General features: G+C 72.1%; 22 protein-coding genes and 1 pseudogene. 8 read left to right on the top strand and 15 right to left on the bottom strand.

The genetic code is table 11. The features are described from left to right. From ACFXBC_RS23745 to araB, 3 genes and pseudogenes are all read left to right on the top strand, one after another. A pseudogene (locus ACFXBC_RS23745) lies at window positions 1–533 on the top strand (hypothetical protein); the annotation flags it as partial. 40 nt (window positions 534–573) lie between these two features. Continuing rightward, window positions 574–1104 carry a GNAT family N-acetyltransferase gene (locus tag ACFXBC_RS23740; RefSeq protein WP_385027860.1) on the top strand — a complete coding sequence of 177 codons (531 nt, stop codon included), beginning with the start codon at window positions 574–576 and terminating at the stop codon, window positions 1102–1104. A gap of 97 nt (window positions 1105–1201) precedes the next feature. Next, window positions 1202–2935, top strand: coding sequence for a ribulokinase (gene araB / locus ACFXBC_RS23735; protein ID WP_385027857.1), 1734 nt, complete (start codon window positions 1202–1204; stop codon window positions 2933–2935). 167 nt (window positions 2936–3102) lie between these two features. On the opposite strand, the gene ACFXBC_RS23730 is transcribed toward araB, so the two are convergent. Beyond that, complete coding sequence (locus ACFXBC_RS23730) at window positions 3103–3558, bottom strand: cyclic nucleotide-binding domain-containing protein (protein ID WP_385027854.1); 456 nt, start codon at window positions 3556–3558, stop codon at window positions 3103–3105. A 740-nt stretch (window positions 3559–4298) separates the two neighbouring features. On the opposite strand from ACFXBC_RS23730, the gene ACFXBC_RS23725 reads away from it, so the two are divergent. The 3 genes from ACFXBC_RS23725 (at window position 4299) to ACFXBC_RS23715 (ending at window position 7169) form a co-directional block, all read left to right on the top strand. Further along, window positions 4299–4955: a transglycosylase SLT domain-containing protein gene (locus tag ACFXBC_RS23725; RefSeq protein WP_385027851.1), complete on the top strand. Its 657-nt coding sequence runs from the start codon at window positions 4299–4301 to the stop codon at window positions 4953–4955. A 290-nt stretch (window positions 4956–5245) separates the two neighbouring features. Continuing rightward, on the top strand, window positions 5246–6856 hold the full coding sequence (locus ACFXBC_RS23720) for an alpha/beta fold hydrolase (RefSeq protein ID WP_385027848.1): 1611 nt from the start codon (window positions 5246–5248) through the stop codon (window positions 6854–6856). Between the two features lie 130 nt (window positions 6857–6986). Continuing rightward, window positions 6987–7169: a CsbD family protein gene (locus ACFXBC_RS23715; protein ID WP_385027845.1), complete on the top strand. Its 183-nt coding sequence runs from the start codon at window positions 6987–6989 to the stop codon at window positions 7167–7169. Window positions 7170–7323: 154 nt separating this feature from the next. Here ACFXBC_RS23715 and ACFXBC_RS23710 read toward each other — a convergent pair whose 3' ends face one another. The 5 genes from ACFXBC_RS23710 to hsaA all read right to left on the bottom strand — a co-directional run bounded on the left by ACFXBC_RS23710 (window position 7324) and on the right by hsaA (window position 12544). Then, window positions 7324–9012, bottom strand: coding sequence for an FAD-dependent oxidoreductase (locus ACFXBC_RS23710; RefSeq protein ID WP_385027842.1), 1689 nt, complete (start codon window positions 9010–9012; stop codon window positions 7324–7326). Window positions 9013–9124: 112 nt separating this feature from the next. Further along, window positions 9125–9622 carry a flavin reductase family protein gene (locus ACFXBC_RS23705; RefSeq protein ID WP_385027839.1) on the bottom strand — a complete coding sequence of 166 codons (498 nt, stop codon included), beginning with the start codon at window positions 9620–9622 and terminating at the stop codon, window positions 9125–9127. After that, window positions 9610–10503: a VOC family protein gene (locus tag ACFXBC_RS23700; RefSeq protein ID WP_385027836.1), complete on the bottom strand. Its 894-nt coding sequence runs from the start codon at window positions 10501–10503 to the stop codon at window positions 9610–9612. The genes ACFXBC_RS23705 and ACFXBC_RS23700 overlap by 13 nt, the downstream gene beginning before the upstream one ends. Before the next feature lie 14 nt (window positions 10504–10517). Next, window positions 10518–11378 carry a 4,5:9,10-diseco-3-hydroxy-5,9,17-trioxoandrosta-1(10),2-diene-4-oate hydrolase gene (gene hsaD / locus ACFXBC_RS23695; protein WP_385027833.1) on the bottom strand — a complete coding sequence of 287 codons (861 nt, stop codon included), beginning with the start codon at window positions 11376–11378 and terminating at the stop codon, window positions 10518–10520. Next, on the bottom strand, window positions 11375–12544 hold the full coding sequence (gene hsaA / locus ACFXBC_RS23690; protein ID WP_385027830.1) for a 3-hydroxy-9,10-secoandrosta-1,3,5(10)-triene-9,17-dione monooxygenase oxygenase subunit: 1170 nt from the start codon (window positions 12542–12544) through the stop codon (window positions 11375–11377). Before hsaA ends, hsaD begins: the two co-directional genes overlap by 4 nt. 109 nt (window positions 12545–12653) lie before the next feature. Between hsaA and ACFXBC_RS23685 the strand changes: the two genes are divergently transcribed. Next, complete coding sequence (locus ACFXBC_RS23685) at window positions 12654–13523, top strand: IclR family transcriptional regulator (protein WP_385027827.1); 870 nt, start codon at window positions 12654–12656, stop codon at window positions 13521–13523. A 111-nt stretch (window positions 13524–13634) separates the two neighbouring features. Here the strand turns inward: ACFXBC_RS23685 and ACFXBC_RS23680 are convergent, their stop codons facing one another. From ACFXBC_RS23680 to ACFXBC_RS23655, 6 genes are all read right to left on the bottom strand, one after another. After that, complete coding sequence (locus tag ACFXBC_RS23680; protein WP_385027824.1) at window positions 13635–14693, bottom strand: 2Fe-2S iron-sulfur cluster-binding protein; 1059 nt, start codon at window positions 14691–14693, stop codon at window positions 13635–13637. Then, window positions 14686–14886 (bottom strand): hypothetical protein, encoded by a 201-nt coding sequence (locus tag ACFXBC_RS23675; RefSeq protein ID WP_385027821.1) that lies wholly within the window; start codon window positions 14884–14886, stop codon window positions 14686–14688. The genes ACFXBC_RS23680 and ACFXBC_RS23675 overlap by 8 nt, the downstream gene beginning before the upstream one ends. Window position 14887: 1 nt before the next feature. Beyond that, the gene (locus ACFXBC_RS23670) at window positions 14888–16024 is read right to left on the bottom strand and encodes a Rieske 2Fe-2S domain-containing protein (protein WP_385027818.1); all 1137 of its coding nucleotides are present in this window, start codon (window positions 16022–16024) and stop codon (window positions 14888–14890) included. Window positions 16025–16156: 132 nt separating this feature from the next. Further along, complete coding sequence (dmpG, locus tag ACFXBC_RS23665) at window positions 16157–17179, bottom strand: 4-hydroxy-2-oxovalerate aldolase (RefSeq protein WP_385027815.1); 1023 nt, start codon at window positions 17177–17179, stop codon at window positions 16157–16159. A 10-nt stretch (window positions 17180–17189) separates the two neighbouring features. After that, entirely contained in the window at window positions 17190–18101 is a 912-nt protein-coding gene (locus ACFXBC_RS23660) for an acetaldehyde dehydrogenase (acetylating) (protein ID WP_385027812.1), read from the bottom strand. 7 nt (window positions 18102–18108) lie between these two features. Beyond that, window positions 18109–18891 carry a 2-keto-4-pentenoate hydratase gene (locus tag ACFXBC_RS23655; protein WP_385027809.1) on the bottom strand — a complete coding sequence of 261 codons (783 nt, stop codon included), beginning with the start codon at window positions 18889–18891 and terminating at the stop codon, window positions 18109–18111. Between the two features lie 733 nt (window positions 18892–19624). Here ACFXBC_RS23655 and ACFXBC_RS23650 point away from each other — a divergent pair. Next, window positions 19625–20596, top strand: a complete 972-nt coding sequence (locus tag ACFXBC_RS23650) for a tyrosine-protein phosphatase (RefSeq protein WP_385027806.1) — start codon at window positions 19625–19627, stop codon at window positions 20594–20596. A 98-nt stretch (window positions 20597–20694) separates the two neighbouring features. Here the strand turns inward: ACFXBC_RS23650 and ACFXBC_RS23645 are convergent, their stop codons facing one another. The 3 genes from ACFXBC_RS23645 to ACFXBC_RS23635 all read right to left on the bottom strand — a co-directional run bounded on the left by ACFXBC_RS23645 (window position 20695) and on the right by ACFXBC_RS23635 (window position 24712). Then, window positions 20695–21861, bottom strand: a complete 1167-nt coding sequence (locus ACFXBC_RS23645) for an acyl-CoA dehydrogenase family protein (protein ID WP_385027803.1) — start codon at window positions 21859–21861, stop codon at window positions 20695–20697. Between the two features lie 104 nt (window positions 21862–21965). Then, a complete protein-coding gene (locus ACFXBC_RS23640) occupies window positions 21966–23081 on the bottom strand; it encodes an acyl-CoA dehydrogenase family protein (RefSeq protein ID WP_385027800.1) in 1116 nt (371 codons plus the stop codon). After that, the gene (locus ACFXBC_RS23635; protein ID WP_385027797.1) at window positions 23078–24712 is read right to left on the bottom strand and encodes a FadD3 family acyl-CoA ligase; all 1635 of its coding nucleotides are present in this window, start codon (window positions 24710–24712) and stop codon (window positions 23078–23080) included. Before ACFXBC_RS23635 ends, ACFXBC_RS23640 begins: the two co-directional genes overlap by 4 nt. Window positions 24713–24735 lie beyond the last annotated feature (23 nt).

Raw genomic sequence — 24735 nt, 5'->3', positions numbered from 1 at the left:
ACTACAGCCATGACAACGAGGGCGGCTTCCTGCTGATCTGCAACGGGGCGACCACCACCACGGACGGCAACCGGGTGCACGACAACATCAGCATCAACGACCGCAACACCTCGGCCCCCTACGGGGTGATCTCGGTGGTCTGCGGCAGCACCACGGACACCCGCGTCTACCGCAACACCGTCGTCACCGACCGGCCGGGCACCGCGCTGATCTCCAACAACGGCCAGACCGGGACAGTCTTCTCGGACAATGTCCTCGTCGGAGCCGTGGGCGGTTCACCGGTCACCGACACCCTCAGCACCTACTCGGGCAACCTGTACTGGAACACCGCCCAGCCCCGGGACCACGCGGCCGTCGACGCCGACCCGCTGCTGCGCTCCGCACACCCCACGGCGCCGGACGGTGTCAGGCTGCGTGCCGGTTCGCCCGCGCGCGGCGCGGGCGCCCCGGTGGACGACGGCACGCTCACCGACTACTTCGGGCAGCGGATCCCGGCCCGCCCCAACCTGGGCGCGGACCAGGGGCGGCGGTAATTCGGGGGCGGGACCGCCCGTGGCCTGGGACCGTGCCCGGATGAACACCACCCGCACGAGCGCGTCCGCCCCCGTCCGTCTCACGGCAGCGGGGCCGGGCGACAAGTCCGTCCTGGCCCGTCTGCTGCAGCTGTACCTGTACGACTTCTCCGAGTTCCGCCCGGCGGAACTATCCGCCCAGGGCACCTATGAGTACCGGTATTTCGACCACTACTTCACCGGCTCGGCCGACCGGGAGGCATACCTGATCACCGCGGCGGACCGGCTGGCGGGGTTCGCGCTGGCCCGCCGCGATGTGGAGGGGGACGAAGGCACCTGGAACATCAGCGAGTTCTTCGTCGTACGCCGCCACCGCCGCCGGGGTGTCGCACGGGAGGCGGCGCGTCTGCTGTTCCAGCGGCATCCCGGGCCTTGGACCCTCTCCTACCTCTCCGCCAACGCTCCGGCCGCGTCCCTCTGGCCCGCCGTGGCGGACGCGGTGTCGCCCGGGCCGGTGGTCCGTACCGAGGGGCAGCCGTCCGACGACACCACTCTGCTGCGCTTTCACGTCCACCCCGCCCGCGTACGATGATCCGCGGCGAACGGCGCTCCGCGCCCGCGCCGCCGACCGGAACCGGCCGCGCGGGCCGGCCCCTCCTTACGGGCCTTACGGGCAGGAGAAGTGAGTCGTGAGCGCAGCGCCGGGGAGCGGCCGGGACCAGGAGTCGTACGTCGTCGGTGTGGACTTCGGCACCCTGTCGGGCCGGGCGGTGGTGGTCCGCGTACGGGACGGGGCGGAACTGGGCGCGGCCGAACATCCCTACCCGCACGGTGTGCTCGACGAGGCGCTCCCCGGCGGCGGCCCGCGGCTGCCGCCCGAGTGGGCGCTCCAGGTCCCTTCCGACTACATCGGGGTACTGCGCCACGCGGTACCCCGGGCGCTGGAGGCGAGCGGGGTGCCCGCCGAGCGGGTGATCGGCGTGGGGACGGACTTCACCTCGTGCACCATGGTCCCGGTGACATCCGACGGCACCCCGCTCTGCGAGCTGCCGGGGTACGGGGACAGGCCGCACGCGTACGTCAAGCTGTGGAAGCACCACTCGGCCCAGCCGCAGGCAGACCGGATCAGCGCCCTGGCGGCCGAGCGCGCCGAACCATGGCTGGAGCGGTACGGGGGCCGGGTCTCGTCCGAGGGCCAGTTCGCCAAGGGGCTTCAGCTCCTTGAGGAGGATCCGGAGCTGTACGGCCTGACCCGGCACTGGGCCGAGGCGACGGACTGGATCGTCTGGCAGCTCTGCGGCCGCTATGTCCGCAGTGCGTGCGCCGCCGGATACAAGGGTCTGCTGCAGGACGGCGCCCACCCGTCCGACGCGTTCCTCGCCGCGCTCAACCCGGCCTTCCGGGACTTCGTACGCGACAAGGTCGAGCATCCGACCGGGCGGCTCGGGGCCCGCGCGGGAGGTCTGACCGCCCGCGCGGCCGCCTGGACCGGACTGCCCGAGGGGATCGCGGTCTGTGTCGGGAACATCGACGCGCATGTGACCGTGCCGGCGACGGGCGCGGCCGGGGCCGGCCGGATGGTCCTGATCATGGGGACATCGGCCTGCCACATGGTGAGCTCCCCCGAGCCGAGCCCGGTGGTCGGCGTGTCCGGGGTGGTCGACGGCGGCATCGTTCCCGGGCTGTGGGGGTACGAGGCCGGGCAGAGCGGTGTCGGCGACATCTTCGCCTGGTTCCTGCGGACCGCGGTCCCGGAGTCCTGTGTACGGGAGGCGGAGCGGCTGGGCCGTACGCTCCACGGCCATCTGACCCGGCTGGCCGCCGCGCAGGCCGTCGGGGAGCACGGTCTGGTGGCGCTGGACTGGCACAGCGGGAACCGGTCGGTGCTCGCCGACCACGAGCTGAGCGGCCTGGTCGTGGGGCTGACACTGGCCACCCGGCCCGAGGACGTCTACCGCGCCCTGCTGGAGGCGACGGCCTTCGGCACCCGCCGCATCATCGAGGCCTTCGAGGAGGGCGGCGTCCCGGTCACCGGCATCACACTCGCGGGAGGTCTGCTGGAGAACACCTTCCTGAACCAGCTGTACGCCGATGTCACCCGGCGCCCGCTGAGCCTGATCCACTCGTCGCGGGGCCCGGCGCTCGGCTCGGCCATGCATGCCGCGGTGGCCGCCGGCGCGTACGAGGACATCCACGCCGCGGCGTCGGCGATGGGCCGGATCCGCCCGGCCGGGTACGCACCCGATCCGGCGAGGGCGGCGGCGTACGACCTCCTCTACGCGGAGTACGTCCGGCTGCACGACTATTTCGGCCGGGGCGGCAACGATGTGATGCACCGGCTCAGGCGGCTCCGCCACGCCGCGGTGACGGAATCGGCACAGCCCGTGACCGCAGATGCCTCATCCGGGCCGCCGCGCACCTGACCGCTCCCCCTGAGTACTGCGCGTACCGGCCGCTCCCCCTGAGTACTGCGCGTACCGGCCGCTCTCCCTTAGTACCGCACCGCACATACCGGCCGTCCCCTTAGTACTGCGCGCATCGACCACTCCCGCGCGTACCGGCAGCTCCTGCCCGTTCCGGCCGGCCGGTCCTATGCCCCGGTGGCCCCGTGCAGCATGTACTGGTCGAGCAGTTTGGTACGGGCGACCTCAAGGCGGGTGGCGAGGACCTCGGCGACGGAGCGCGCCAGGGCCAGGCCGAGCTCGTGGTCGCTCTCGCACACCTCCCGGGCGGTGACCGCGTCGAATTCGTGCGCCCGGACCGGGCTGAACGCCTCGGCGCCGAAGTGCCACCGGTGCGGCGGGAAGAGCCAGGACCAGCCGAGCAGGTCCCCGACCCCCAGGGTGTCGACCATCACCCTGCCCCGCTGCGGTACATGCAGATCGAGGGCCACGGTGCCGGTGTGGATGATCCAGAACTTGTCCGCGGGCGACTCCTCCTCGAAGATCCTCGCGTCCTGGGGAAAGAAGACGTCCCGGGCCAGGTCCATCAGGCGTTCACGGTGAAATGTGGGAAGTACGGTCATCAGCCGTGTCGTGGAAGTCATCGTGGGAACCTCCTCGCTGAGTGTCCCGCGCGCCACGGCCGCCGTATCACCGGATGGCGGGCGGGGTTCCCTTGATTCGAGGGTATCTCTGGTGGAGCCGTCCGTTCCGGCCCTGAGCCGTCTGCCTCCACGGGCCTCCAGGTCCGTCGCGCGGCGCTGCCGAACCGGGCCCGGACCGCCACCGCACCCAGCAATCCTGCGCAGACACAGCAGAGGCGAGTGCCCAGGCACAGCGCGGCGAGAGCCCAGGCACGGCACGGGCGAGAGCCCAGGCGCCGCAAGGGCGAGGGGCGGGGAGCCCGGGCCCGACTCCGGGAGGCAGCCGTGTACCCACCACAGCGTCCCTGAATCACCACGAGGCCCCTCAACCCTGTGACCCAGACGACTTTTTGGGCATTTTCGGGCACTTCACCAGGTGACACCAGCCACAGGACCTAGGTCACTTACGACCCGTGATAGTCGGCCCTCAACGCCACCCTGCCCCACAGAAGAGCCATGATTTCGGGCATTTCAGCTCATCTCACGATGAGGGGTAGTACAGGGGGTCATTGCCACCGCTGAAGACGGGCGCTAACCATGGTTCCCGGCAAGCACCGAGAACGAGCCTGCGACCCACGCCAGTCGGCGAACGCGGCCAAGACCCTCGGTTCACATCCACTGCGCCGCCGAAGGCCGCACGTCACGTCCCCCACCTGGAAGAGGCCAGCATGCCCCGCATCTCCATGCCCCGAATGCACCGAATGCCCCGCATTTCTGTGCCCCGTACCACTCGTAACCACAAGATCGCCGCCGCCGTCCTCGTGACCGTGGGAGCCAGCACCGCTCTGGCCGCCACCGCCGAGTCGAGCAGCGCCCAGATACCCGCGACGCAGGCGGCCGCCTCGGTCAAGCCGGTCTCCGTCAACGGCCTTCCCGCGAAGGACGCGCCGAAGAAGGACACCGCCAAGAAGGCCGCGGCCAAGCCCGCCAAGAAGAACGACAAGGACGAGAAGTCCACGAAGGCCAAGGCCGCGAAGAAGAAGGCCGCCGTCAAGAAGAGCGCCGCGAAGCACAAGGCCGCCGCGCCCGTGCACTACAAGAACAACCTCGACGGCTGGATCAAGGAATCGCTGGCCATCATGAAGGCCAAGAACATCCCGGGCACCTACGAGGGCCTGCACCGCAACATCATGCGTGAGTCCAGCGGCAACCCGAACGCCGTCAACAACTGGGACATCAACGCCCAGAACGGCATTCCGTCGAAGGGCCTGCTCCAGGTGATCCAGCCCACGTTCAACACGTACCACGTCGCCGGAACCTCCTTCAAGCTGACCGACCCGGTCGCGAACCTGACGGCCGCCGCCAACTACGCGGCTCACCGCTACGGCTCCATCGACAACGTCAACTCGGCGTACTGAGCCGGAGTTACACGGCGTGGAGCGGTCGAGCCCGGGTGAGTGAAAGCCCCCGGCGGCACGGCGGACACGAGCCCGCCGGTGACAGCGGATCCCCAGCGGACCGCGGTCACCGGCGGGCTCGCGCCGTCCCCTTCCCGCACTCTCCGTACCCGGCCGGGGTGCGAGCCGGGACGTGGAAGCCGGGACGGCGGCCGGGACTCCACCCGCCGGGTTGATCGTTCTCACGGGCCGCAGGCCACAGACTCAGCACACAACGGCTCCATCCGTCGTGCTGAAAGGCCTCATGTTCCGTGAATAGCCCCGGCGTCCCCAACGTCGCTGCCGCTGTCGTCGTCCCGCTCCGGCAGCTCACCCGCCGGCCCGCCGCACGGCCACCGCGCGAGAAACCGCACCCCGCCCTGGCCCTGGCCGTCCTCGCTTCCCTCCTGGCCGGGGCGGTCGCCTGCGGCAGCGGCGCCGAACGCCGTACGGCGGGCTCGCCCACCGCGGACACGGCCGGAACCGGAGTGCGCTGGGGCGCCTGCCCGGCCGCGGACACCGGCACGGGCGGCGCCGCCCCGGTCCGGCGTGATCCGCGCCAGCAGTGCACGACCGTCCGCGTACCGCTCGACTACCGCGCCCCCGGCGGACGCCGCCTCACCATCGAGGTGTCGCGGATCCGCTCCGGGGCGCCCCGGCCGAAGTCCCTCATGACGGGGCAGGGCGGCCCCGGCAGCAGCGGGCTCGACCTGCCCTCGCTGGACGTGTCCGCGCTGCCCGCCCGCGTCACCCGGGCCACCGACCTGTACGGGCTCGACTACCGGGGCATCGGCCACAGCGACCCGCTGCACTGCGGCATCGCGCGCGCCGACCGCACAGCGGCCGCCGGTGTCTCCTATCCGGCGGCCGACGGGAGCATCGACGCCAATGTGGCGTGGGCCCGGCGCGTCGCGGGCGCCTGCGCCCGGCACGCGGGAGCGGCCCTGCCCTTCTTCAACACGGTCAACATCGCCCGCGACATCGACCGCGTCCGGACCACCCTCGGGCTGCGCACCCTGTCCTACACCGGAACCTCGTACGGGACCTTCGTCGGCCAGGTCTATGCCTCGCTGTACCCCGCGACATCGGGACGGGTCCTCCTGGACAGCGTCGTCCCGCCGGGCGGGGTGAAGGCGGTCATCCAGAACAAGGGGCGCGGGGTCGAGGACGCCTTCGGCGGCTTCGCGCGGTGGGCCGCGGCCCGGGACGGCGCCTACCACCTGGGAGGCTCGGCGCCTGACGTGCGGCGCACGGTCCTGTCCACCGCCCGGGAGCTGAACGGAACGCCGCTGCCGCTGATGACCGGCCGGGGCCTCACCGGGAACAGCCTGCTGGAGGCCGCGGCGACCCTGCTCGAACAGCGCGACTCCTTCCCGGCGCTCGCGGAGCTGCTCGGTGCGGCCGGCACCGGCTCGATTCCGCCCGACCTCACGTCGAAGCTCCAGACTGGCAGGGTGCTCCCCGACAACTTCTTCAGCGCGCAGGACGCCATCGTCTGCAACGACAGCGTCTGGCCGAAGGGCGTCGCGGGCTACCGGCGGGCGGTCGCCCGCAGCGCGGCGCTGTTCCCGCTGACGGCAGGGTCCCCGGCCAACATCTGGCCGTGCGCCTTCTGGCCGTCGGCCGGCTCCGACCACCCGCCGAAGCCGGTTTCGCGCGGTCCGCACAACATCCTCATGGCGCAGAACACCGAGGATCCCTCGACCCCGCTGAGCGAGGCCCGCCGGACCCTGCGGGCCTTCGGCGGCCGGGCCGCCATGGTCACCGTCGAGGCGACCGGCCACGGTGTGGCCATGGCGAAGGGGTGCGCGGCCGACGCCGTGGCGGACTTCCTGCTGAGCGAGTCACCGGCACGCTCACGGCACTGCCCGGCGGCGCGCTGACACCCGGGGGCGGTGGCTGCGCGGCCGTCGGCGGTGGTCCCGGAGCGCGATTGGGTGCGATATCAGGCGGTACGCGCAGAACGGTCCTACCGTGGGCTGGTCAGCGATCCGCACTGTACGAGGAGCTGTAATGGGCGACGACAACGCCATGGACAAGATGAAGGGCAAGGCCAAGGAGGCCGCCGGGAAGATGACCGGCGACAAGCGCCAGGAGGCCGAGGGCAGGACCGACCAGGCGAAGGGCAAGACCAAGGACACCCTCGGTGACGCGAAGGACCGTGCCGCCGGCGCGAAGGACTCGTTCAAGGACTGACACCCTCGCCTGCCGCGGGGGCCGGCCGGCAGGCCGGGGCCCGGCCGCGGGTGGCCGGGCCGGGGGGTTTGGGGTGGCCGCCCCCCCCCCCAAAAACCACCCCCCCCCCCCCCCCCGGCCCCGCCCCCCCCCTCCCGCACCACCCCGGCCAGGGTCACTGCCTGCGTACGCCCTTGAGCTGCTGCGCGATGTCGCCCACCGCCGCCCAGCTGAACGTCATGGCAGGGCCGATGGTCGCCCCGGGCCCGGGATAGGTCTCCCCCATCACCGCGGCCGACACATTGCCCGATGCGTACAGCCCCTGGATGACGGTGCCGTCCTCACGCAGGACGCGCGCGGACCCGTCGGCCACCAGACCGCCCTTGGTGCCGATGTCCCCCGGGTGGACGGGGATGGCGTAGTACGGCGCCTTGTCGAGCGGCGCGAGGTTGGGGTTGAGCAGCGTCGGGTCGCCGTAGTACCGGTCGTAGACGCTCTCGCCCCGCTGGAAGTCCTCGTCGCGGCCCTTCCGCGCGAAGCCGTTGAACCGGTCGATGGTGGCGCGCAGCCGTTCCGGTTCCGCGCCGATCCGGGCGGCCAGCTCGGGCAGGCTCCGGGCCTTCTTGACGAAGCCGCTCGCCAGCCACTCCTTCGGGAAGGACTGGCCGGGGAAGAGGCCCATGAAGATGTAGCGGGCCTTGGAGCGGGCGTCGAGGATCAGCCAGGACGGCACGGTGGAGGCGTCCGGCCGGTCGTTGGCGTACATCTCGTCGACGAACTGGTGGTACGGAGCGGCCTCGTTGGCGTACCGCTCCCCCGCGCCGTTGACGATGACCATGCTGGGGATCCCGCGGTCGGCGACGAGGAAGAACGGCTTGTCGTCCGGTCCAGGCGGGACGACGGACGGGGCTCCCCAGACCTTGTCGAGCAGGTCCGTGGCGGCCCCTGCCTCGACGCCGATCCGCAGCGCGTCGCCGGTCTGGCCGTCCGACGCGGAGGTCCAGGCCGTCGAGGTGGGCGCGGGCAGGTACTTCTCGCGCAGCGTCTGGTCGTGCGAGAAGCCGCCGGAGGCGAGGACCACACCGCCGTGTGCCCGGATGGTGACGGGTGAGCCGTCGCGTTCGGCGCGTACCCCGGCGATCCTGCCGTCCTCCTCCACCAGGCCGGTGAGCGGGGTGGAGAGCCACAGCTCGCCGCCGAGCGCGTCGAGCGACTGGCGCATCCGGGCGATCAGGGCCTCGCCGAGCGCGATGGGTTTCGCACCTCTGGCCAGCGCCCCGGCCGCCTGCATGCCGACCTTCAGCGAGGTCCGCCGGCCCTTCCAGGTGCGGGCGACCATGTTGAGGAAGCGGAAGTCGTACGAGGTGATGGTGAGCCCGTACGTGGGCAGGCCGGCCCGGCGCATGGTGGCGCGGCGTTCGGGCGGCAGCTTCTTGAAGTCGAAGACCAGCGGCTCGATGGAGCGGCCCTGCGGGTAGCCGCCGAGTGCTTCGGGGAAGTAGTCCGAGTAGCCGGGGGTGTAGGCGAATCTGACCGTGGTGCGGTCGTGGAACTCGCGGACCATGCGCGGTCCGTGCTCCAGATAGGCGTCCTTGCGCTCGACGGGCACCCGGTCGCCGACGGTCGCGTCGAGGTACGCGCGCGCCTTGGCGGGGGTGTCGCCGAGCCCTGCGTCGTCCAGATGGAAGTTGCCCGGTACCCAGATCGCGCCGCCCGACAGGGCGGTGGAGCCGCCGTACAGCTCCGTCTTCTCGATCACCAGGGCGGTCAGGCCACGCAGCCTGGCGGTGATGGCCGCGGCGAGTCCGGCGGCGCCGGATCCGACGACGACCACGTCGTAACTGTGGTCCCAGCGGGTGTTCATGGTGCGGTCCTCTCCGGCCGGGCGCCGGCCGGCGCCGGCCCCCGGTCACATGGCACGGCTGTGGCGCGCCGCGGGCACGGGCGGCCGGCGCGGCCGGTGCGCGCGCCGCGGTTCATCGGAAGTCGCCCGCCGCGTAGGCGCTGCCGAAGTAGAGCAGCGGCGATCCGTCGGGCCTGGCTGCGAGTTCGAGCACTTCGCCGGTGACGACGAGGTGGTCGCCCGCCTCCTGGACGCTGTGCAGTGCGCAGTCCACGGTGGCCAGGGCGCCGTCGATCCGTACGGTGCCGTGCTCCGACACCGTCCAGCCGACGCCGTCGAACTTGTCGCCCCCGCGTCCGCCGAGCGAGGCGCAGACCTCGCGCTGCTCCTCGGCGAGGACGCTGACGGCGAAGCGTCCGGTCTCCGCGACGCGCGGCCAGCTGGTCGACGCCTTTCCGACGCAGAGCATGATCAGCGGCGGGTCGAGGGAGAGCGAGGCGAAGGACTGGCAGGCCAGGCCCACCGGTCTGCCGTCGCCGCCTGCGGAGGCGACGACCGTGATGCCGCTGGCGAACCGGCCGAGCACCTCGCGGAAGGCGGCGGGGGCGACCGGTTCCGTCAGCCGTTCCACTGGTGGCCCCAGAAGCTGTCGGCCGTCATCTCCTTGGCGACCCAGGTCGTGTCGTCCACGAGGCGGCCCTCGGTGCCGTACTCGACCTGGAAGCCGCCGGGGGCCTGGGCGTAGAAGGACACCATCAGGTCGTTGGTGTGCCGGCCGAGCGAGGACGCCACGGGGATGCCCGCGGCGTGCAGGCGGTCGAGCCCGCGGCCCACGTCGTCGAGGGTCTCCACCTCGACCATGAAGTGCACGATGCCGGGCTCGATCAGGCCGGGGAAGAGACCCAGGCTGTGGTGGCGGGGGTTGCACCCCATGAAGTGCATCCAGTGGAAGTCGCGGCCGGCCGGGGCGCCGGAGACCATCGTTGCGGGCAGCCGCATCGAGTCGCGCAGCCGGAAGCCGAGGAGCTTCTCGTAGAAGTCGTACGACTCCTCGATGGCGGGCGCGGGGAGCACCACATGGCCGAGGCCCAGGTCGCCGGTGACGAAGCGGTTGCCGTACGGGGTGACGGCCGGGCTGTGGTCCTGCGCCTGGCCCCAGAAGATCTCCAGCTCGTTGCCGGCCGGGTCCTGGCAGTGGAACATGCCCTGCACCCGCCGGTCGGCCAGCTCGTCCGCCTTGGCGTCCTCGATCCGCACCCCGGCCGCGGTGAGTTCCGCGCGGGCGGTGTCGAGCGCTGCGGCGTCGCGTACCTCCCAGCCCGCGGCGAGGAGCCGGTCGGTGGCGCCGCGGACGACGGTGATGCGGTGCGCGCGGTCGTCGAGACGCAGCCGCAGGGTGTCCTCGGTCGAACCGGGCGCCTCGATCATGCCGAGGACGTCGAGCGTGAAGGCACGCCACTCGTCGAACCTGGCGGTTTCCAGACGCAGATAGCCCAGTGTGCGAATGTCCATGAACCCGGTGCCTCTCAGTGCGTGAAGAAGTCGACGGCGAGCCGGTTGAACTCGTCGGCCTGCTCGGTCTGGGCCCAGTGGCCGCAGTGCGGGAAGACATGCAGCCGGGCGTCGGGGATCGCCTTGAGCGCCACCAGTGCTCCGTCGAGCGGGTTGGCCCGGTCCTCGCGGCCCCAGGTCAGCAGGGTGGGCGCGGTGATCCGGTGGGCCTCGCGCCACAGCATGGTGTCCTGCTGCCAGGCCGGGTTGGCGAAGGACGCGGCCATCCGGGCGTTGCCGAGCCTGGCGCCCGGTCCGGTGGCCTGGGCCCAGCGCTCCTCGATCAGCTCGTCGGTGACGATCGCCGGGTCGTAGGCGAGTGTGGTGAGGAAGGTGCGCAGCTGGTCCTTGGTGGACTCGGCCGCCGCGCTGAACTCGAAGAGCCGCTTGATGCCTTCGGTGGGGTCGGCGGCGAAGAGGTTGAGGGAGATACCGCCCGGCCCCATCAGCAGGAGCTTGCCGACCTTCTCCGGGTGGTTCAGGGCGATGCGTACGGAGGTGCCGCCGCCGAGCGAGTTGCCGATGAAGTGGGCGCGGGCGATGCCCAGTTCATCCATCAGGGCGGCCACGGCGTCCGCGCTGTAGCTGAAGAAGTCCTTGTCGAGTTCGGGCTTGTCCGAGCCGCCGAAGCAGGGCTGGTCGACGAGGAGGGTACGGAAGTGCTCGGCGAACACCGGCAGGTTGCCGCCGAAGTTGGACCAGGCGGAGGCGCCGGGGCCGCCGCCGTGCAGCATGATCACGACGGGCGCGCCGGGGTCCGCGGGCCCCGCCTCGTGGTAGTGGAGGGTGAGTCCGGCGGCCGTCGCGGTGCGCGAGGTGGAGGCGTGGTCGATCACAGCATCGTGTCCTGGGGGTCGAGGCCGAGGGCTCCCCGGCCGAAGAGGACGAGCGCGCGCTCGGGGTCGTTGGCGGCATGGCCGCGGGCGTTGTGGGCGTCGCGCCAGGCCCGCTGGATCGCGTTGTCCCCGGTGCGCATGGCGCTGCCGCCGGCGTTCTCCATCAGCAGGTCGACCGCGGCGACGGCCCGCTCGGTGGCGAGCACCTGGTCGCGGCGGGTGCGGGTGCGCAGCGCGGTGGGCAGATCGTCGCCGCGTTCGGCGCACTCGTACAGGTCCGAGATGTTCCTGATGAGCTGGAGCCAGGAGGCGTCGATGTCGCTGGCGGCGCGGGCGATGCGCACCTGGGCGAAGGGGTCCTCGGCGACCTGCTGCCCGTACGAGACGCGTATCCGCTCTCGGGTGGCGGCGACATAGCTGTCGTACGCGCCTTCGGCGATGCCGATCACCGGGGTGGAGATGGTGGTGGTGAAGACCGAGGCGTACGGCAGGCGGTAGAGCGGTTCCGGGTTGTGCTGGATGCCGGGGGCCCGCAGGGCGGTGACCGGTCCGAAGCTCAGGGCGCGGTGCTCGGGGACGAAGGTGTCCTCGATGATGATGTCGTTGCTGCCGCTGCCGCGGAGTCCGACGGTGTCCCACACGTCGTCGATGCGGTACTCGGTGCGCGGCACCAGGAAGGTCCGCATGTCGACCGCGGTGCCGTCGGCGTCGTGGATGATGCCGCCGAGCAGCGCCCACTCGGCGTGGTCGCAGCCGGACGAGAAGCGCCAGCGCCCGGAGAGCCGGAAGCCGCCTTCGACGGGGGTGACCTTGCCGGTCGGGGCGTACGAGGAGCAGATGCGGACCCGGTTGTCCCGGCCCCACACCTCGTCCTGGGCGCGCCGGTCGTACAGGCCGACGTGCCAGGGGTGCACGCCGACGACGGAGGCGACCCAGCCGGTGGACCCGCAGGCCCTGGCGATCTCTCTGACGGCGCGGTAGAAGACGGCGGGGTGTGCGGCGAAGCCGCCGTACGCCCTCGGCTGGAGGAGCCGGAAGAATCCGGTCTCGGCGAGTTCCTTGATGGAGGTGTCCGGCACGCGGCGCAGCGCCTCGGTCTCGGCGGCGCGCTCGCGCAGGGTCGGGGCAAGGGCCCGCACTGCGGCGAGGACATCGTCGGCACTCATGCGCATCCCCTCTCGGTCGTCCTGGATGGATGCGAGGAACCTACGCTTTTACTATTCCGAAACGAAATACCTTCTTCCCGCTGAGCGGGAACCGTGGAAGCCTCACGTCATGGCAGAGCAGCCGCCCTCACTGTTGGAGAAGGCCGCCCTGGTGCTGGGCGCGTTCGAAGGCCCGGCACCCCGGCTGACGCTGACCGATGTGATGCACCGGTCGGGCCTTCCGCGCTCGTCGGTGCACCGCATACTCGATCAGCTCGTACGTCTACGCTGGCTGGACCGGGAGGGCCGGGACTACCGGCTCGGTATGCGGATGCTGGAGCTGGGCGCCCTGGCCTCGCACCACAACCGGCTGCGCCGGGCGGCCCTGCCGCATCTGCACACGCTGCACGAGTCCACCGGGCATGTGGCACACCTCGCCGTCCTCGACGGGCCCGAAGTGGTCTATCTGGAGCGGATCGGCGGCGCCCAGGACGGGGGCGTGCCCTCGCGGGTGGGCGGCAGGCAGCCGGCGTACTGCACGGGGACGGGCAAGGCGATCCTCGCGTTCAGTGAGGACGCGCTCGTCGCCGAGACGGTACGGGCGGGACTGCGGCCGCGTACGGCGCGGACGATCACCCGGCCGCAGGCGTTCCACGAGGAGCTGCGGCGGATCCGGGAGCGGGGCGTGGCCTTCGACGTGGAGGAGGCGTTCCGCGGGGTGTCCTGTGTGGCGGCGCCGCTGCGGGGCGCGGGCCGGGCGATCGCTTCGGTGTCGCTCTGCGGCAATGGCACCCACCGCGAGCTGGAGCGGCTGGCCCCCGTGGTGCTGGCCACGTCCCGGGCGGTGTGGCGCTCGCTCTTCGGGCCGGGGCGCGCCGAGGCCCGTACGCGGACGGCCCCCGCCCCCGCGCCGCCGCCCGCCCCCGCGGTGGCTCCGCCCATCGACCCCGCCGAGATGGACAACATGATGTCGTGGCTGCGGTTCGCCGACTGGATGTGAGGGATCGGGCCCCGGGGGGGGGCCGGGCGGACCTGGACCGGGGCGCAGGCCGGGGCAGCCACGGGGCGGCAGGCAGGGCAGCTCAGGCAGACAGGCAGACAGGCAGACAGCTCAGGAGTAGCTGATGCTGATCCGCTCGCAGGCCGGCAGCGCCTGGCAGGCCAGGATGTATCCCTCGGCGCGGTCCTGGTCGTCCAGGACCTCGTCGTGGGCCACGGTGACCTCCCCTTCGAGCACCCGGCAGGCACAGGCGGCGCACGCCCCCTCCCGGCAGGAGTAGGGGGCGTCGATACCCGCGGCGAGCAGGGCGTCGAGCAGCGGTGTGGCGGCATCCCAGGCCACCCGGTGGGTCTCGCCGTCCAGCTCGACGACCGCCTCGGCGGCTTCGCCCCGGGCCCCGGCGGGCTGCTCGGCCGGAGCGGCCGGGACCGGGGCCCGGAAGACGTCGCCGCTGAGGGAGAAGAACCGCTCCCGGTGGATGGCGGCGGGCTCCGCCCCCGCCGCGCGGAGGGCGGTGTCCACCGCGTCCATGAAGGGCGCGGGCCCGCAGAGGTACGCGCGGTGGCCGGCGTAAGGGCCGAGGAGTCCGGTGAGCCGGTCGGCGGTCGGCAGGCCGTCGAGCACCTCCAGCCAGTGCAGGACGAGGAGACGCCGGGGATGGGCCTCGGCGAGTTCGCGCAGTTCGTCCCGGAAGATCACCGAGGCCGCATCGCGGTTGGCGTACAGCAGCACGACGCGCCCCTCGCCCCCGGCCAGTGCCGACTTGGCGAGCGAGATCACCGGGGTGATGCCGCTGCCCGCCGCGGCCAGCAGCACATCGCCGTCCGGCGGACCTGAGCCGAAGGTGCCGGCCGGTGGCAGCACCTCCAGTTCGTCGCCCTCGCCGATGTGGTCGCAGAGCCAGTTGGAGCCGTGGCCGCCCGCCACCCGCTTCACCGTGATCTTCATCGGTTCACCGGAGTGCGGGGAGCTGGCGAGGGAGTAGCACCGTGCGGCCACTCCCCCGTCCGGCCCCGGCAGTCTCAGGGTCAGGAACTGGCCCGGCCGGTAGGCGAGTGCGCCATCGGCCGGGTCCAGTTCAAAGGAGTACGCGTCCGCCGTCTCGGCCACCACAGCGGTGACCCGGACCCGGTGCGTCCGGGCCGCCGGCACCTGGGGCAGCTCAGGCATCGGCCACCGCCAGCCGTCCGTCACCGACGGCCCGGTCGATGCTGTCGCGCAGGGCCGCGCAGGTACGCATCCGGTCCCGGTACTCGTCGCAGACCTCTGCCGCCTCGGCCGTCCACTGCACCGAGGTGTGGGCCATGGAGAACTTCTCGCACAGGACCTGGTTGCCGCAGGCCGCGCACTCGACCGGTGTCATGTCAGCCCTCGCTCCGGTGACGCGCCACGTTCTCGTCGACCTCGCGCCGCCACGCGGCGGTGGCCCGGGAGGTGTCGATCTCGAACTCGAAGCGCTGGGTCATCTCGTCCTTGACGTCGCCCGCGTTCACATAGAACTGCTCGTACCAGCGGCGCAGTTGGTAGACCGGGCCGTCCTCCTCCGAGAGGAGCGGGTTGTCGATACGGGTCTTGTTCTTCCAGATGTGCACGTCCTGCTCGAAGCCGACGGCCAGCCCCTCCGATGTGAGCCGGGCGGCGTCGGCCGCCTGTTCGTCGGTCATACCGGGCAGCTTCTTGACGATCGCGCCGTACATCAGCAGGAAGCTGTCGGAGTCGATCGGATAGTGGCAGTTGATCAGCACGCTCTCCATGTCCACGTCCGCGCCGACATCGCTCCACATGTAGTCGATCATGTAGGAGGGGCCGTGGTACGAGGCGTCGGAACGGAGCACGCCCTCGGTGCTGAGAGTCCCGAGGTCGACGTCGCCGCGGGGTGAACTCTCCATGTACTGGGTGGCGGTGTGCCCCTCGAAGACGTTCTTGAAGTACGTCGGGAAGCAGTAGTGCACGTAGAAGAAGTGCGCCATGTCGACCACGTTGTCGACGATCTCGCGGCAGTTGGAGTTCTCCACCCGCAGGACGTTCCAGCTCCAGTCGCTCCACTCGTCGCTGAAGGCCCCTTCGATCCGCGGGATGACCACACCGGGCGGCGGCGGGTTTCCCTCGGGGTCGTGCCAGACGAAGAGCTGTTTGTTCTCCTCGGCGGTGGTCCAGGCCCGGGTCCTGGCCCGCGGCGGCACCCGGCGCGCGTAGGGGATCCCCGCGCAGCGGCCGTTGCCCGACCAGCGCCAGTCGTGGAAGGGGCAGGCGACGGCGTCGCCCTTGACCGTGCCCTGGGCGAGGTTGCCGCCCATGTGCGGGCAGTAGGCGTTGAGGACGTGCAGTTCGCCGTCGTCCTGGCCCTGGAAGACCACGAGCCGGGTGCCGAACGCCTCGATCTCGTGCGGCTGCCCGTCCTTGAAGGAGTCGGCGAGGCCGAGGCAGTGCCAGCCCCGCGCGAAGCGGGTGGGCGGCGCGGCCGCCTCAATGACGCGGACTTCCTCGCTTGCTGCGGTCATCTTGTGCCTCCTTGGTGGTGGTTGACGCGTCGGGACGGGCTCCGCGGCTGCTCCGGACCTGCCGGACCGGGGCCGGGCGGGGTGCCGGACCGGGGCCGGGGGTGCCGGGCCGGGTTCCGGGTCAGCGGTTGGTCAGCGGTCGGCGGAGAGTTCGAGCGCGATGTCGATCAGCTGGTCCTCCTGGCCGCCGACGAGCCTGCGCTCCCCCGCGCGCAGCAGGATCTCTGCGCCGGAGACCCCGTACCGTCCGGCCTGCCGGTAGGCGTGCTTGAGGAAGCTGGAGTAGACGCCCGCGTGCCCCATCAGCAGGGCGAGCCGGTCGAGCCGGCACTCGTCGTCCATCACGGGGCGTACGGCGTCCTCGGCCGCGTCGATGATCTTGAGTACGTCGATACCGGTACGGATGCCCATCTTGGCGCAGACGGCGACGAGCGCCTCCACGGCGGTGTTGCCCGCCCCGGCGCCGAGCCGGCGGGTCGAGCCGTCGATCTGCAGCGCTCCGGCCCGGATCGCGGCGATCGAGTTGCCGGTGCCGAGTGCGAGGTTCTCGTGGCCGTGGAAGCCCACCTGGGCGTCGTCGCCGAGTTCGGCGACGAGGGCGGCGGTCCGGTCGGTCACGTCGTCCATGACCATGGCACCGGCCGAGTCGACCACGTACACGCACTGGCAGCCCGCGTCGGCCATGATGCGGCCCTGCCCGGCCAGGGTTTCGGGGGTGGTGGAGTGCGCCATCATCAGGAAGCCGACGGTCTCCAGGCCCATCTCGCGGGCCAGCCCGAAGTGCTGGACGGAGATGTCCGCCTCGGTGCAGTGCGTGGCGATGCGGCAGATGGCGGCGCCGTTGGCGTGGGCGGCACGGATGTCGTCCTTGACGCCGAGCCCGGGGAGCATCAGGAAGGCGATGCGGGCCTGCTTCGCCGTCTCCACCGCGGTCTTGATGAGGTCCTGTTCGGGGGTGTGCGAGAAGCCGTAGTTGAAGGAGGAGCCGCCGAGTCCGTCGCCGTGCGTGACCTCGATGACCGGGACCCCGGCGCCGTCGAGTGCGGTGACGATCGACCGTACGTGCTCCACCGTGAACTGGTGGCGCATGGCGTGCGATCCGTCCCGCAGGGATGAGTCGGTGACGCGGATGTCGAGCGTGTCCGAGTAGGGCATCTGGTACTCCTCAGCGGCCGGACGCGAGGAGCGCCTTGGCGAACTCCTCGCCGACCTTGGTGGCGGCGGCGGTCATGATGTCGAGATTTCCGGCGTACGGCGGGAGGTAGTCGCCCGCGCCCTCCACCTCAAGGAAGACCGCGACGCGCGCCATGCCGCCGTTCTCCGGGGTGGGGTCGTCGAACTGCGGCTCGGAGCGCAGCCGGTAGCCGGGCACGTACGAGGCGACGTCCTCGGCGACCTGCTTCACGGAGAGGGCGATGGCGTCGCGGTCGGCGTCCTCGGGGATGGCGCAGAAGACGGTGTCGCGCATCATCACGGGCGGGTCCGCCGGGTTGAGGATGATGATGGCCTTGCCGCGCTCCGCGCCGCCGATGTCCTCGATGCCGCGGGAGGTGGTCCGGGTGAACTCGTCGATGTTGGCGCGGGTTCCCGGTCCTGCCGACACGGAGGAGACGGAGGCGACGATCTCGGCGTACCGGACGGGGGCGATCCGCGAGACGGCGTAGACCATCGGGATGGTGGCCTGCCCACCGCAGGTGATCATGTTGACGTTCGGCTGGTCGAGATGGGCGCGCAGGTTCGCGGGCGGCACCACAGCCGGTCCGACCGCGGCCGGGGTCAGGTCGATGGCGCGGATGCCGAGTTCGGCGTAGCGCGGGGCGTTGGCCCGGTGCACGCCGGCGGAGGTCGCCTCGAAGACGAGGTCCGGCCGCTCGTCCCCGTCGAGCAGCGGGCCGACTCCGTCGGAGCCGGCCTCGATCCCGGCGGCGCGGGCGCGGGCCAGCCCTTCGCTGGCGGGGTCGACGCCGATCATCCAGCGGGGCTCGATGTACGGGGACCGCTGGAGCTTGTACAGCAGGTCGGTCCCGATGTTGCCGGAGCCGACGATGGCGGCGGTCGCCTTGGTCCTGTTGGTCATCATCACCTCAGATGAAGGAGAGCGAGACCGGGCCGAGCCCGGTGAAATCGGCGGTGTACGTCTGGCCGGCCGCGACGTCGACAGCCCTGGTGCAGGAGCCCGGCAGTACCAGATGGCCCTTCTTCAGCGGGACGCCGAAGCGGGCCACGGTGCGGGCCAGCCAGGCCACGGATGCGGCGGGGTCGCCGAGTACGGCGTCGCTGCGGCCCGCGGCGATCTCCTCGTCGCCCCGGCGCAGCACGGCGTCGATGGCCTTGAGGTCCAGTTCGCGCGGGTCGCGCCCGTCACCCGTGACGTATCCGGCGGACGAGGCGTTGTCGGCGACGGTGTCGGCGATGGCGATGCGCCAGTCGGCGATCCGGCTGTCGATCAGCTCGATGGCGGGGACGACGCGTTCGGTGGCGGCGAGTACGTCCGCCGTGGTGCAGTCCTCACCCGGCAGGTCGTCGCCGAGTACGAAGCCGACCTCGACCTCGATGCGTGGCGCGCAGTAGCGGTCGACGCGGACCGGCCGGTCCGCGGAGAGCCGCATGTCGTCCAGGAGGTGGCCGTAGTCCGGCTCGTCGACGCCCATCATGCGCTGCATGACGGGTGAGGAGAGCCCGACCTTGTGACCGTGCACGGCGGCTCCGGCGGCGACCCTTCGGCCGATGCCGAGCAGTTGGATCTCGTAGGCGTCCTCGGTTCCGATGCCGGGGAACAGCTCGGTCAGCGGGGCGATGGGCCGCCGGTCGCGTTCGGCCGCGCCGAGGGCGTCGGCGGCGGTCTGCCGTTCACTGGCCGTGAGCATGGGCGGTCCTCCGCAAGGGTGTGGGACTGAGGAGTGGTGGGGCTGAAGGGGTGTGGGGCTGAAGGGGACTCGACGAGCCGGGCCCGTGGGGCCGTACCGGAACTGGTGGGACCACGCGTGGTGCGACGCCGGTGACGGGACTGTCCGCCGAGGCTAGGCCGCGGCCCCCGGCGACGCCGAGCGGCGGCTCCCGCTGAGTGGGAAACCCGCGCGTTCCTGTCCGGGGCGCGGGGCGGCGGGCGCGGCCGGGGGTGATGGTGTTCCCGCAGGCAGCGGGCGTGCGACGGCTGTACGGGAGGGGCGTCGGGGCCCAGTGGGGCGGGGCCCGGCCGGGTCCCGCGACAACCACGGCTGCGGCACCTCCCCCGGAGAGCGGATCCGCTGCTACCTTCCCGTCCAGCATCCGTCCGCCGGCCCCGCGGAGCAGCGCGGACGCCCTGTCCCCTGCCGTACTGGCCTGCCCGTTCCCGTACCGGGTGGACGTGGGCCGCCGCTGTCCGTACGGCACTTCACCGCCTGCCCGGCGGGCCCCGGTGTCCCGGACGGCCGGACCGGACCGCCGCTCCGGGGGACCGCCGCTCCGGGGGGATCGACTCATCGGGGCCGCCTTCATCGGGGCCGCCGACGGCGGGGCGGACCGGCCGCGCGGCACGCCCTCCGCGGCCACCGCACCGCTCCGGTCCCCGCACCTCACCCCTGCCCCTTTCCCTTCCCCACCCTGGGAGTTGTTCCGATGCCCCGTACCCGAAAGCCGATCCGGCGGGCGAACCCGAACCGGGCCGTCACCGGCGCCGTCACCGCCGTGCTCAGCACGGCCCTGGTGCTCACCGGCTGTTCCAGCACCTCCACCCCGTCCCACCCCTCGCCCAGGAGCACCACAGCTCCCGCCACCGGCACCGGAGCCGCGTCACCGGCCGCCCGGCACATCGCGCTCAAGGGCGCGGTCAACGTCCGTGACCTGGGCGGTTACCGGACCGCCGACGGCAAACAGCTGCGCTACGGCGTCGTGTTCCGCGGTGACTCACTCGGCAAGCTCACACCGGCCGATCTGACCGCGGTGTCGAAGCTCGGGCTCAAGTCGGTGGTCGACTTCCGGCTTCCCCTCGAAGTCAGGACGGACGGCACGGACCGGCTCCCGAAGGGGGCGTCCGCTGTCCCCCTGCCGATCGACGACACCGGGCTGTACGAACGGACGACGGCGGCCATCGGCAGCCGCGACCCGGCCACCCAGCAGAAGGCCCTGGGGGACGGCAGAGGCGCGGAGACGATGCGGCGGATCTACCGCACCTTCGTCACCGAGGCGGGGGCGCGCCGCCAGTTCGCCCGGGTGCTGGACACCATCGCCGAAGGCAAGGGGCTTCCGCTCCTCTTCCACTGCACATCGGGCAAGGACCGTACCGGCTGGATGAGTTACGTCCTGCTGCGGGCGGTGGGTGTCCCGGCCCGCACCGCCGAGTCGGACTATCTGCTCTCCAACACCATCCGCAGGGCCGCCGACCTCAGGACCCGCGCGGGGCTGAAGAGTTCGGGGGTCATGAAGGATCCGCAGCTGATCGTGCCGCTGCAGGAGGTCCGCAAGGAGTACATCGGTGCGGCGCTCGGCGAGGTGACCCACCGGTACGGCGGTTTCGACGGCTATCTCTCGAAGGGACTGGGCCTGGACGCCGGGACGCTGCACAAGCTCCGGGCGAGGCTGCTGACGTAGCGGATGCCCGGCCCCCGGATGCCGGGAACGCCGCCCGGCTGCCGGGGCGCCCGGCGGCGGCGCCCGGCCGGGGCCCGGCACCGGGCACCCGGCCGGGGTCAGGCCCGCGCCTCCTTCGGCAGGCCGAGCACCCGCTCCGCGATGATGTTGCGCTGGATCTCGTTCGACCCGGCGTAGATGGTGTCGGCGCGTGAGAAGAGAAAGAGCCGCTGCCAGTCGTCCAGGTCGTACGGCGCGCCGTCCGCCAGCATGCCGCCCGCGCCGCGGACATCCATGGCCAGCTCGCCGAGCTCCTGGTGCCAGGTCGCCCAGTAGATCTTGCTGATGGATGCCTCCGGCCCGGGAGCCCCGGCGGCGGCGCCGTCCAGCATCCGCAGGGCGTTGAACCGGATGATCTCCAGACCGGTCCAGGCGCGGGCAAGCCGGTCGCGGACCAGCGGGTCGTCCGCCGCGCCGTTGCGCCGTGCCAGAGCGATCAGCGCCTCCAGCTCGCGCCGGAACCCGACCTGCTGGCCGAGGGTGGAGACGCCGCGCTCGAAACCGAGGGTGGCCATGGCGACCCGCCAGCCGTCGCCGGGATCCCCCACGACGTTCTCCGCGGCGGTGCGGGCCCCGTCGAAGAAGACCTCGTTGAATTCGCTGGTGCCGGTCAGCTGAGTGATGGGCCGTACGTCGATCCCCGGCTGGTCCATGGGCACGAGCAGACAGGAGAGCCCCTCGTGCCGGCGGGCGCCCTGGCCGGTGCGGGCCACCAGGAAGCACCACTGGGACTCATGGGCCAGCGAGGTCCAGATCTTCTGGCCGGTGACCGACCACCCGTCCGCGTCCCGCTCGGCCCGGGTACGGACATTGGCGAGGTCGGAGCCCGCTTCGGGTTCGCTGTATCCCTGGCACCACAGTTCGCCGACCGATCTGATCCCCGGCAGGAAGCGGGCCCGCTGCCCGTCCGTACCGAAGGCGATGAGTGTGGGGCCGAGCAGCTGTTCACCGATGTGCCCCACCCGGGCCGGGGCGTCGGCCAGTGCGTACTCCTCGTGGAGGGCGACCTGCTCCTCCAGGGTCGCGCCGCGTCCGCCGTACGCCTCCGGCCAGCCGACGCAGGTCCAGCCCGCAGCGGCCATATGCCGCTCCCAGGCCAGCCGTTCGGCGAACGCCTCGTGCTCCCGGCCGGGACCGCCACGGCCCCTGAGCGCGGCGAACTCTCCGGTGAGCGCGGACCGCAGCCACGTACGGAACTCCGAGCGGAACGTCTCGGTACTGCCCATGACACCTACACCTGCCAAACGATCGCTGGGGAGAGGAGATAAGGGAGAAGAGGGGTGGCACGGCCGGCGCTGTACCCTCCGGCGGGCCGGCCGCCGCGCCGGTGTCAGCCGAGGCGCTCCGCACCGGCCCCGGGCGGCCCGGCCAGGGCACCCCGCGCTCCGGCCAGGGCCCCGGGCGGTCCGATCACCGCCTCGGCGATACGGTCGCGGTGCCCGGCCGGTGAGCCGAAGAGCCGGGCCGAGCCGTGGGCCCGTTTGAAGTAGCGGTGGGCGTCGTGCTCCCAGGTGATGCCGATTCCGCCGTGCAGCTGGATCATGTCCCCGGCCACCGCCGAGAATGCCTCGGAGCAGGCGGACTTGGCGACGGCCGCGTACCGCGACAGGTCGGCCGAGCCGTCCGCCGCGGCCCAGGAGGCCCCGAGTGCGGCGGAGCGCGCGGACTCGACCCGTACGAAGGCGTCGGCGAGCCGGTGCTTCACCGCCTGGAACGAGCCGATCGGCCGGCCGAACTGCACCCGGTCGCGCACATGGGCGACGGTCAGTTCGAGACAGCGCTCCGCTGCGCCGACCTGCTCCGCGGCCAGGGCCGTACAGGCCAGATCCCTGACATGGGCGAGGACCTGGTCGCCGTCGGCTGCGACGGGTCGGGCCTCGGCCCCGTCGAAGGTCAGCGTCGCCTGCGGCCGGGTCAGATCCATGGTGGTGTGCGTCTTCCGGGTGACACCGCCGGCGTCCGGCGGGACATGGAAGAGCGCGAGACCGGCCTCGGTACGGGCGACGGCCAGCAGTACATCGGCGTCGGCCCCGTCCAGGACGTGCTCCTTGACCCCGCTGATCCGCCAGCCGCCGGGGCCGCGTACGGCATGGGCCCGTACGGCTTCCGGCCGCCACGATCCGTTCTCCGCCCAGGCGAGAGCCCCGGTGCTCCCGCCGTCCACCAGCGCGGGCAGCAGCTCGGTGTCGCCCGCGGCCAGCAGCGCCTGGGTGACGAGGACGGCGGAGCCGAGATACGGGACCGGGGCCAGGGACCTTCCCAGCTCCTCCATGACCACATGGACCTCGACGGGGCCGCACCCCGCACCGCCGTACTCCTCGGGAACGGCCAGTCCCGCGGCCCCGATCTGGCGGGTCAGCGGCCCCCAGGCGGCGGCCCCTTCGTGCCGGGCCAGCAGCGACCGTACGGCCGTGCGCAGTTCCTGGTGCTCCTCGCCGAATCTCATCGGCTCTCTCCTTCCGGGTCGGCCTCTTGCGGGTTGGCCTCTTCCTGGCGGGCCCTCTCTTCGGCGCGCCGCAGCCGGGCCTTGAGGATCTTGCCGCTGGCGTTGCGCGGCAGCTCCGGGACGACATGGAAGCGGCGCGGGACCTTGAAGTTGGCGAGCCGTTCCCGGGTCCATGCGGTGAGTTCGGCCGGGTCGGGGCGCTGCCCGCCCTCGGTGACCAGATAGGCGACGCCGACCTCGCCGAGCCGTTCGTCGGGGGCGCCGACCACCGCGGCCTCGGTGATCAGGGGATGGCAGCGCAGGACGTTCTCGACCTCGGCGGGGTAGGCGTTGAAGCCGCCGACGACGTACATGTCCTTGAGCCGGTCGGTGATCGAGAGGTAGCCGCGTGCGTCCAGTACGCCGATGTCGCCGGTGTACAGCCAGCCGTCGCCGTCGATGACGCGGGCGGTGGCCCCCGGGTCGTCGAGGTATCCGCGCATGACCTGGGGGCCGCGTACGGCGATCTCCCCGGCGCGGCCCGGCGGCAGCGCGTCACCGGCCGGGCCGCCGGGGCCGACGATGCGGATCTCGGTTCCGGGGAGCGGCAGACCGACGGTGTGCGAGACGCTCCACGCGTCGGCGTCGACGGGGCAGACGGCGACGACCCCCATGCACTCGGTGAGCCCGTAGGCCGTGAACACGCCGGGTACGCCGAGCCGTTCGCGTATCTCGTCGACGAGTTCGACCGGTACGACGGAGGCCCCGGTGCCCGCCAGGCGCAGCGCTCCGAGGTCGTGGCCCGCGAGGCGCGGGTGGCGTACCAGGCCGTGGAAGACGGTCGGCGGGGCGAGCAGCACGCTGATGTGCTCCTCCGCGATCCGGCGCAGTACCCGGTCCACGTCGTAGACCGCCTCGGGGACCATGGCCGCGCCGCGCAGCAGGCAGGCGACGAAGCCGGCCTTGTATCCGAAGGTGTGGAAGAAGGGGTTGAGCAGCAGATAGCGGTCGCCCGGACGCAGGGTGACGGCCCGGGACCAGGCCCCGATACCGGCGAGCACCTGCCGGTGGGTGCTCATGACGCCCTTGGGGAGGCCGGTGGTGCCCGAGGTGTAGAGGATGTCGGCGAGGTCGTCCGGCGCGACGGCGGCGGCGCGGGCGGACCGGTGGGCCTCGGAGACCTGCCGGCCGCGTGCGAGACAGTCGTCCCAGCCCAGCGCGGGTCCGGTCGCCCCGCCCCGGAGTACGACGACGGTTTCGAGCGCGCCGAGGTCCTCTCCGGAGTCCCGCAGCATGGCGACGTAGTCGATACCGAGGAAGCCGCGTTCGGTGAGAAGGGTGCGGGCCCCGCTGCGGCGGATGATGTCGGCGGCCTCGGCCGCTTTGTAGCGGGTGTTGAGGGGCACGAGGACACCCCCGGCCGAGAGCGCGCCGAGGGCTGCGGTGATCCATGCGCGGCTGTTGGAGGCCCATAGCGCCACCCGGTCGCCCGGTTCCACGCCGAGGGCGATGACGGCTCGCGCCGCGGCGCGGACCGCCTCGTCCAGCTGTCCGAAGTCCCAGCGCACCTCTCCGTCGGCGAGGGCGTCGAGATCCCCGTGGGCGCGGGCCGCGAAGTCCGTCAGCTGCGCGAGGGTGGTGGGCGGTGGCACCTGGTCCGTGCTGATGATGACCC

Origin of the sequence: Streptomyces sp. NPDC059398 (genome assembly GCF_042751845.1) — a bacterium.
Taxonomy (GTDB): Bacteria; Actinomycetota; Actinomycetes; order Streptomycetales; family Streptomycetaceae; genus Streptomyces.
The sequence above is the reverse complement of the archived record's forward strand: the minus strand, read 5'-3'. Positions and strand labels throughout refer to the sequence as shown.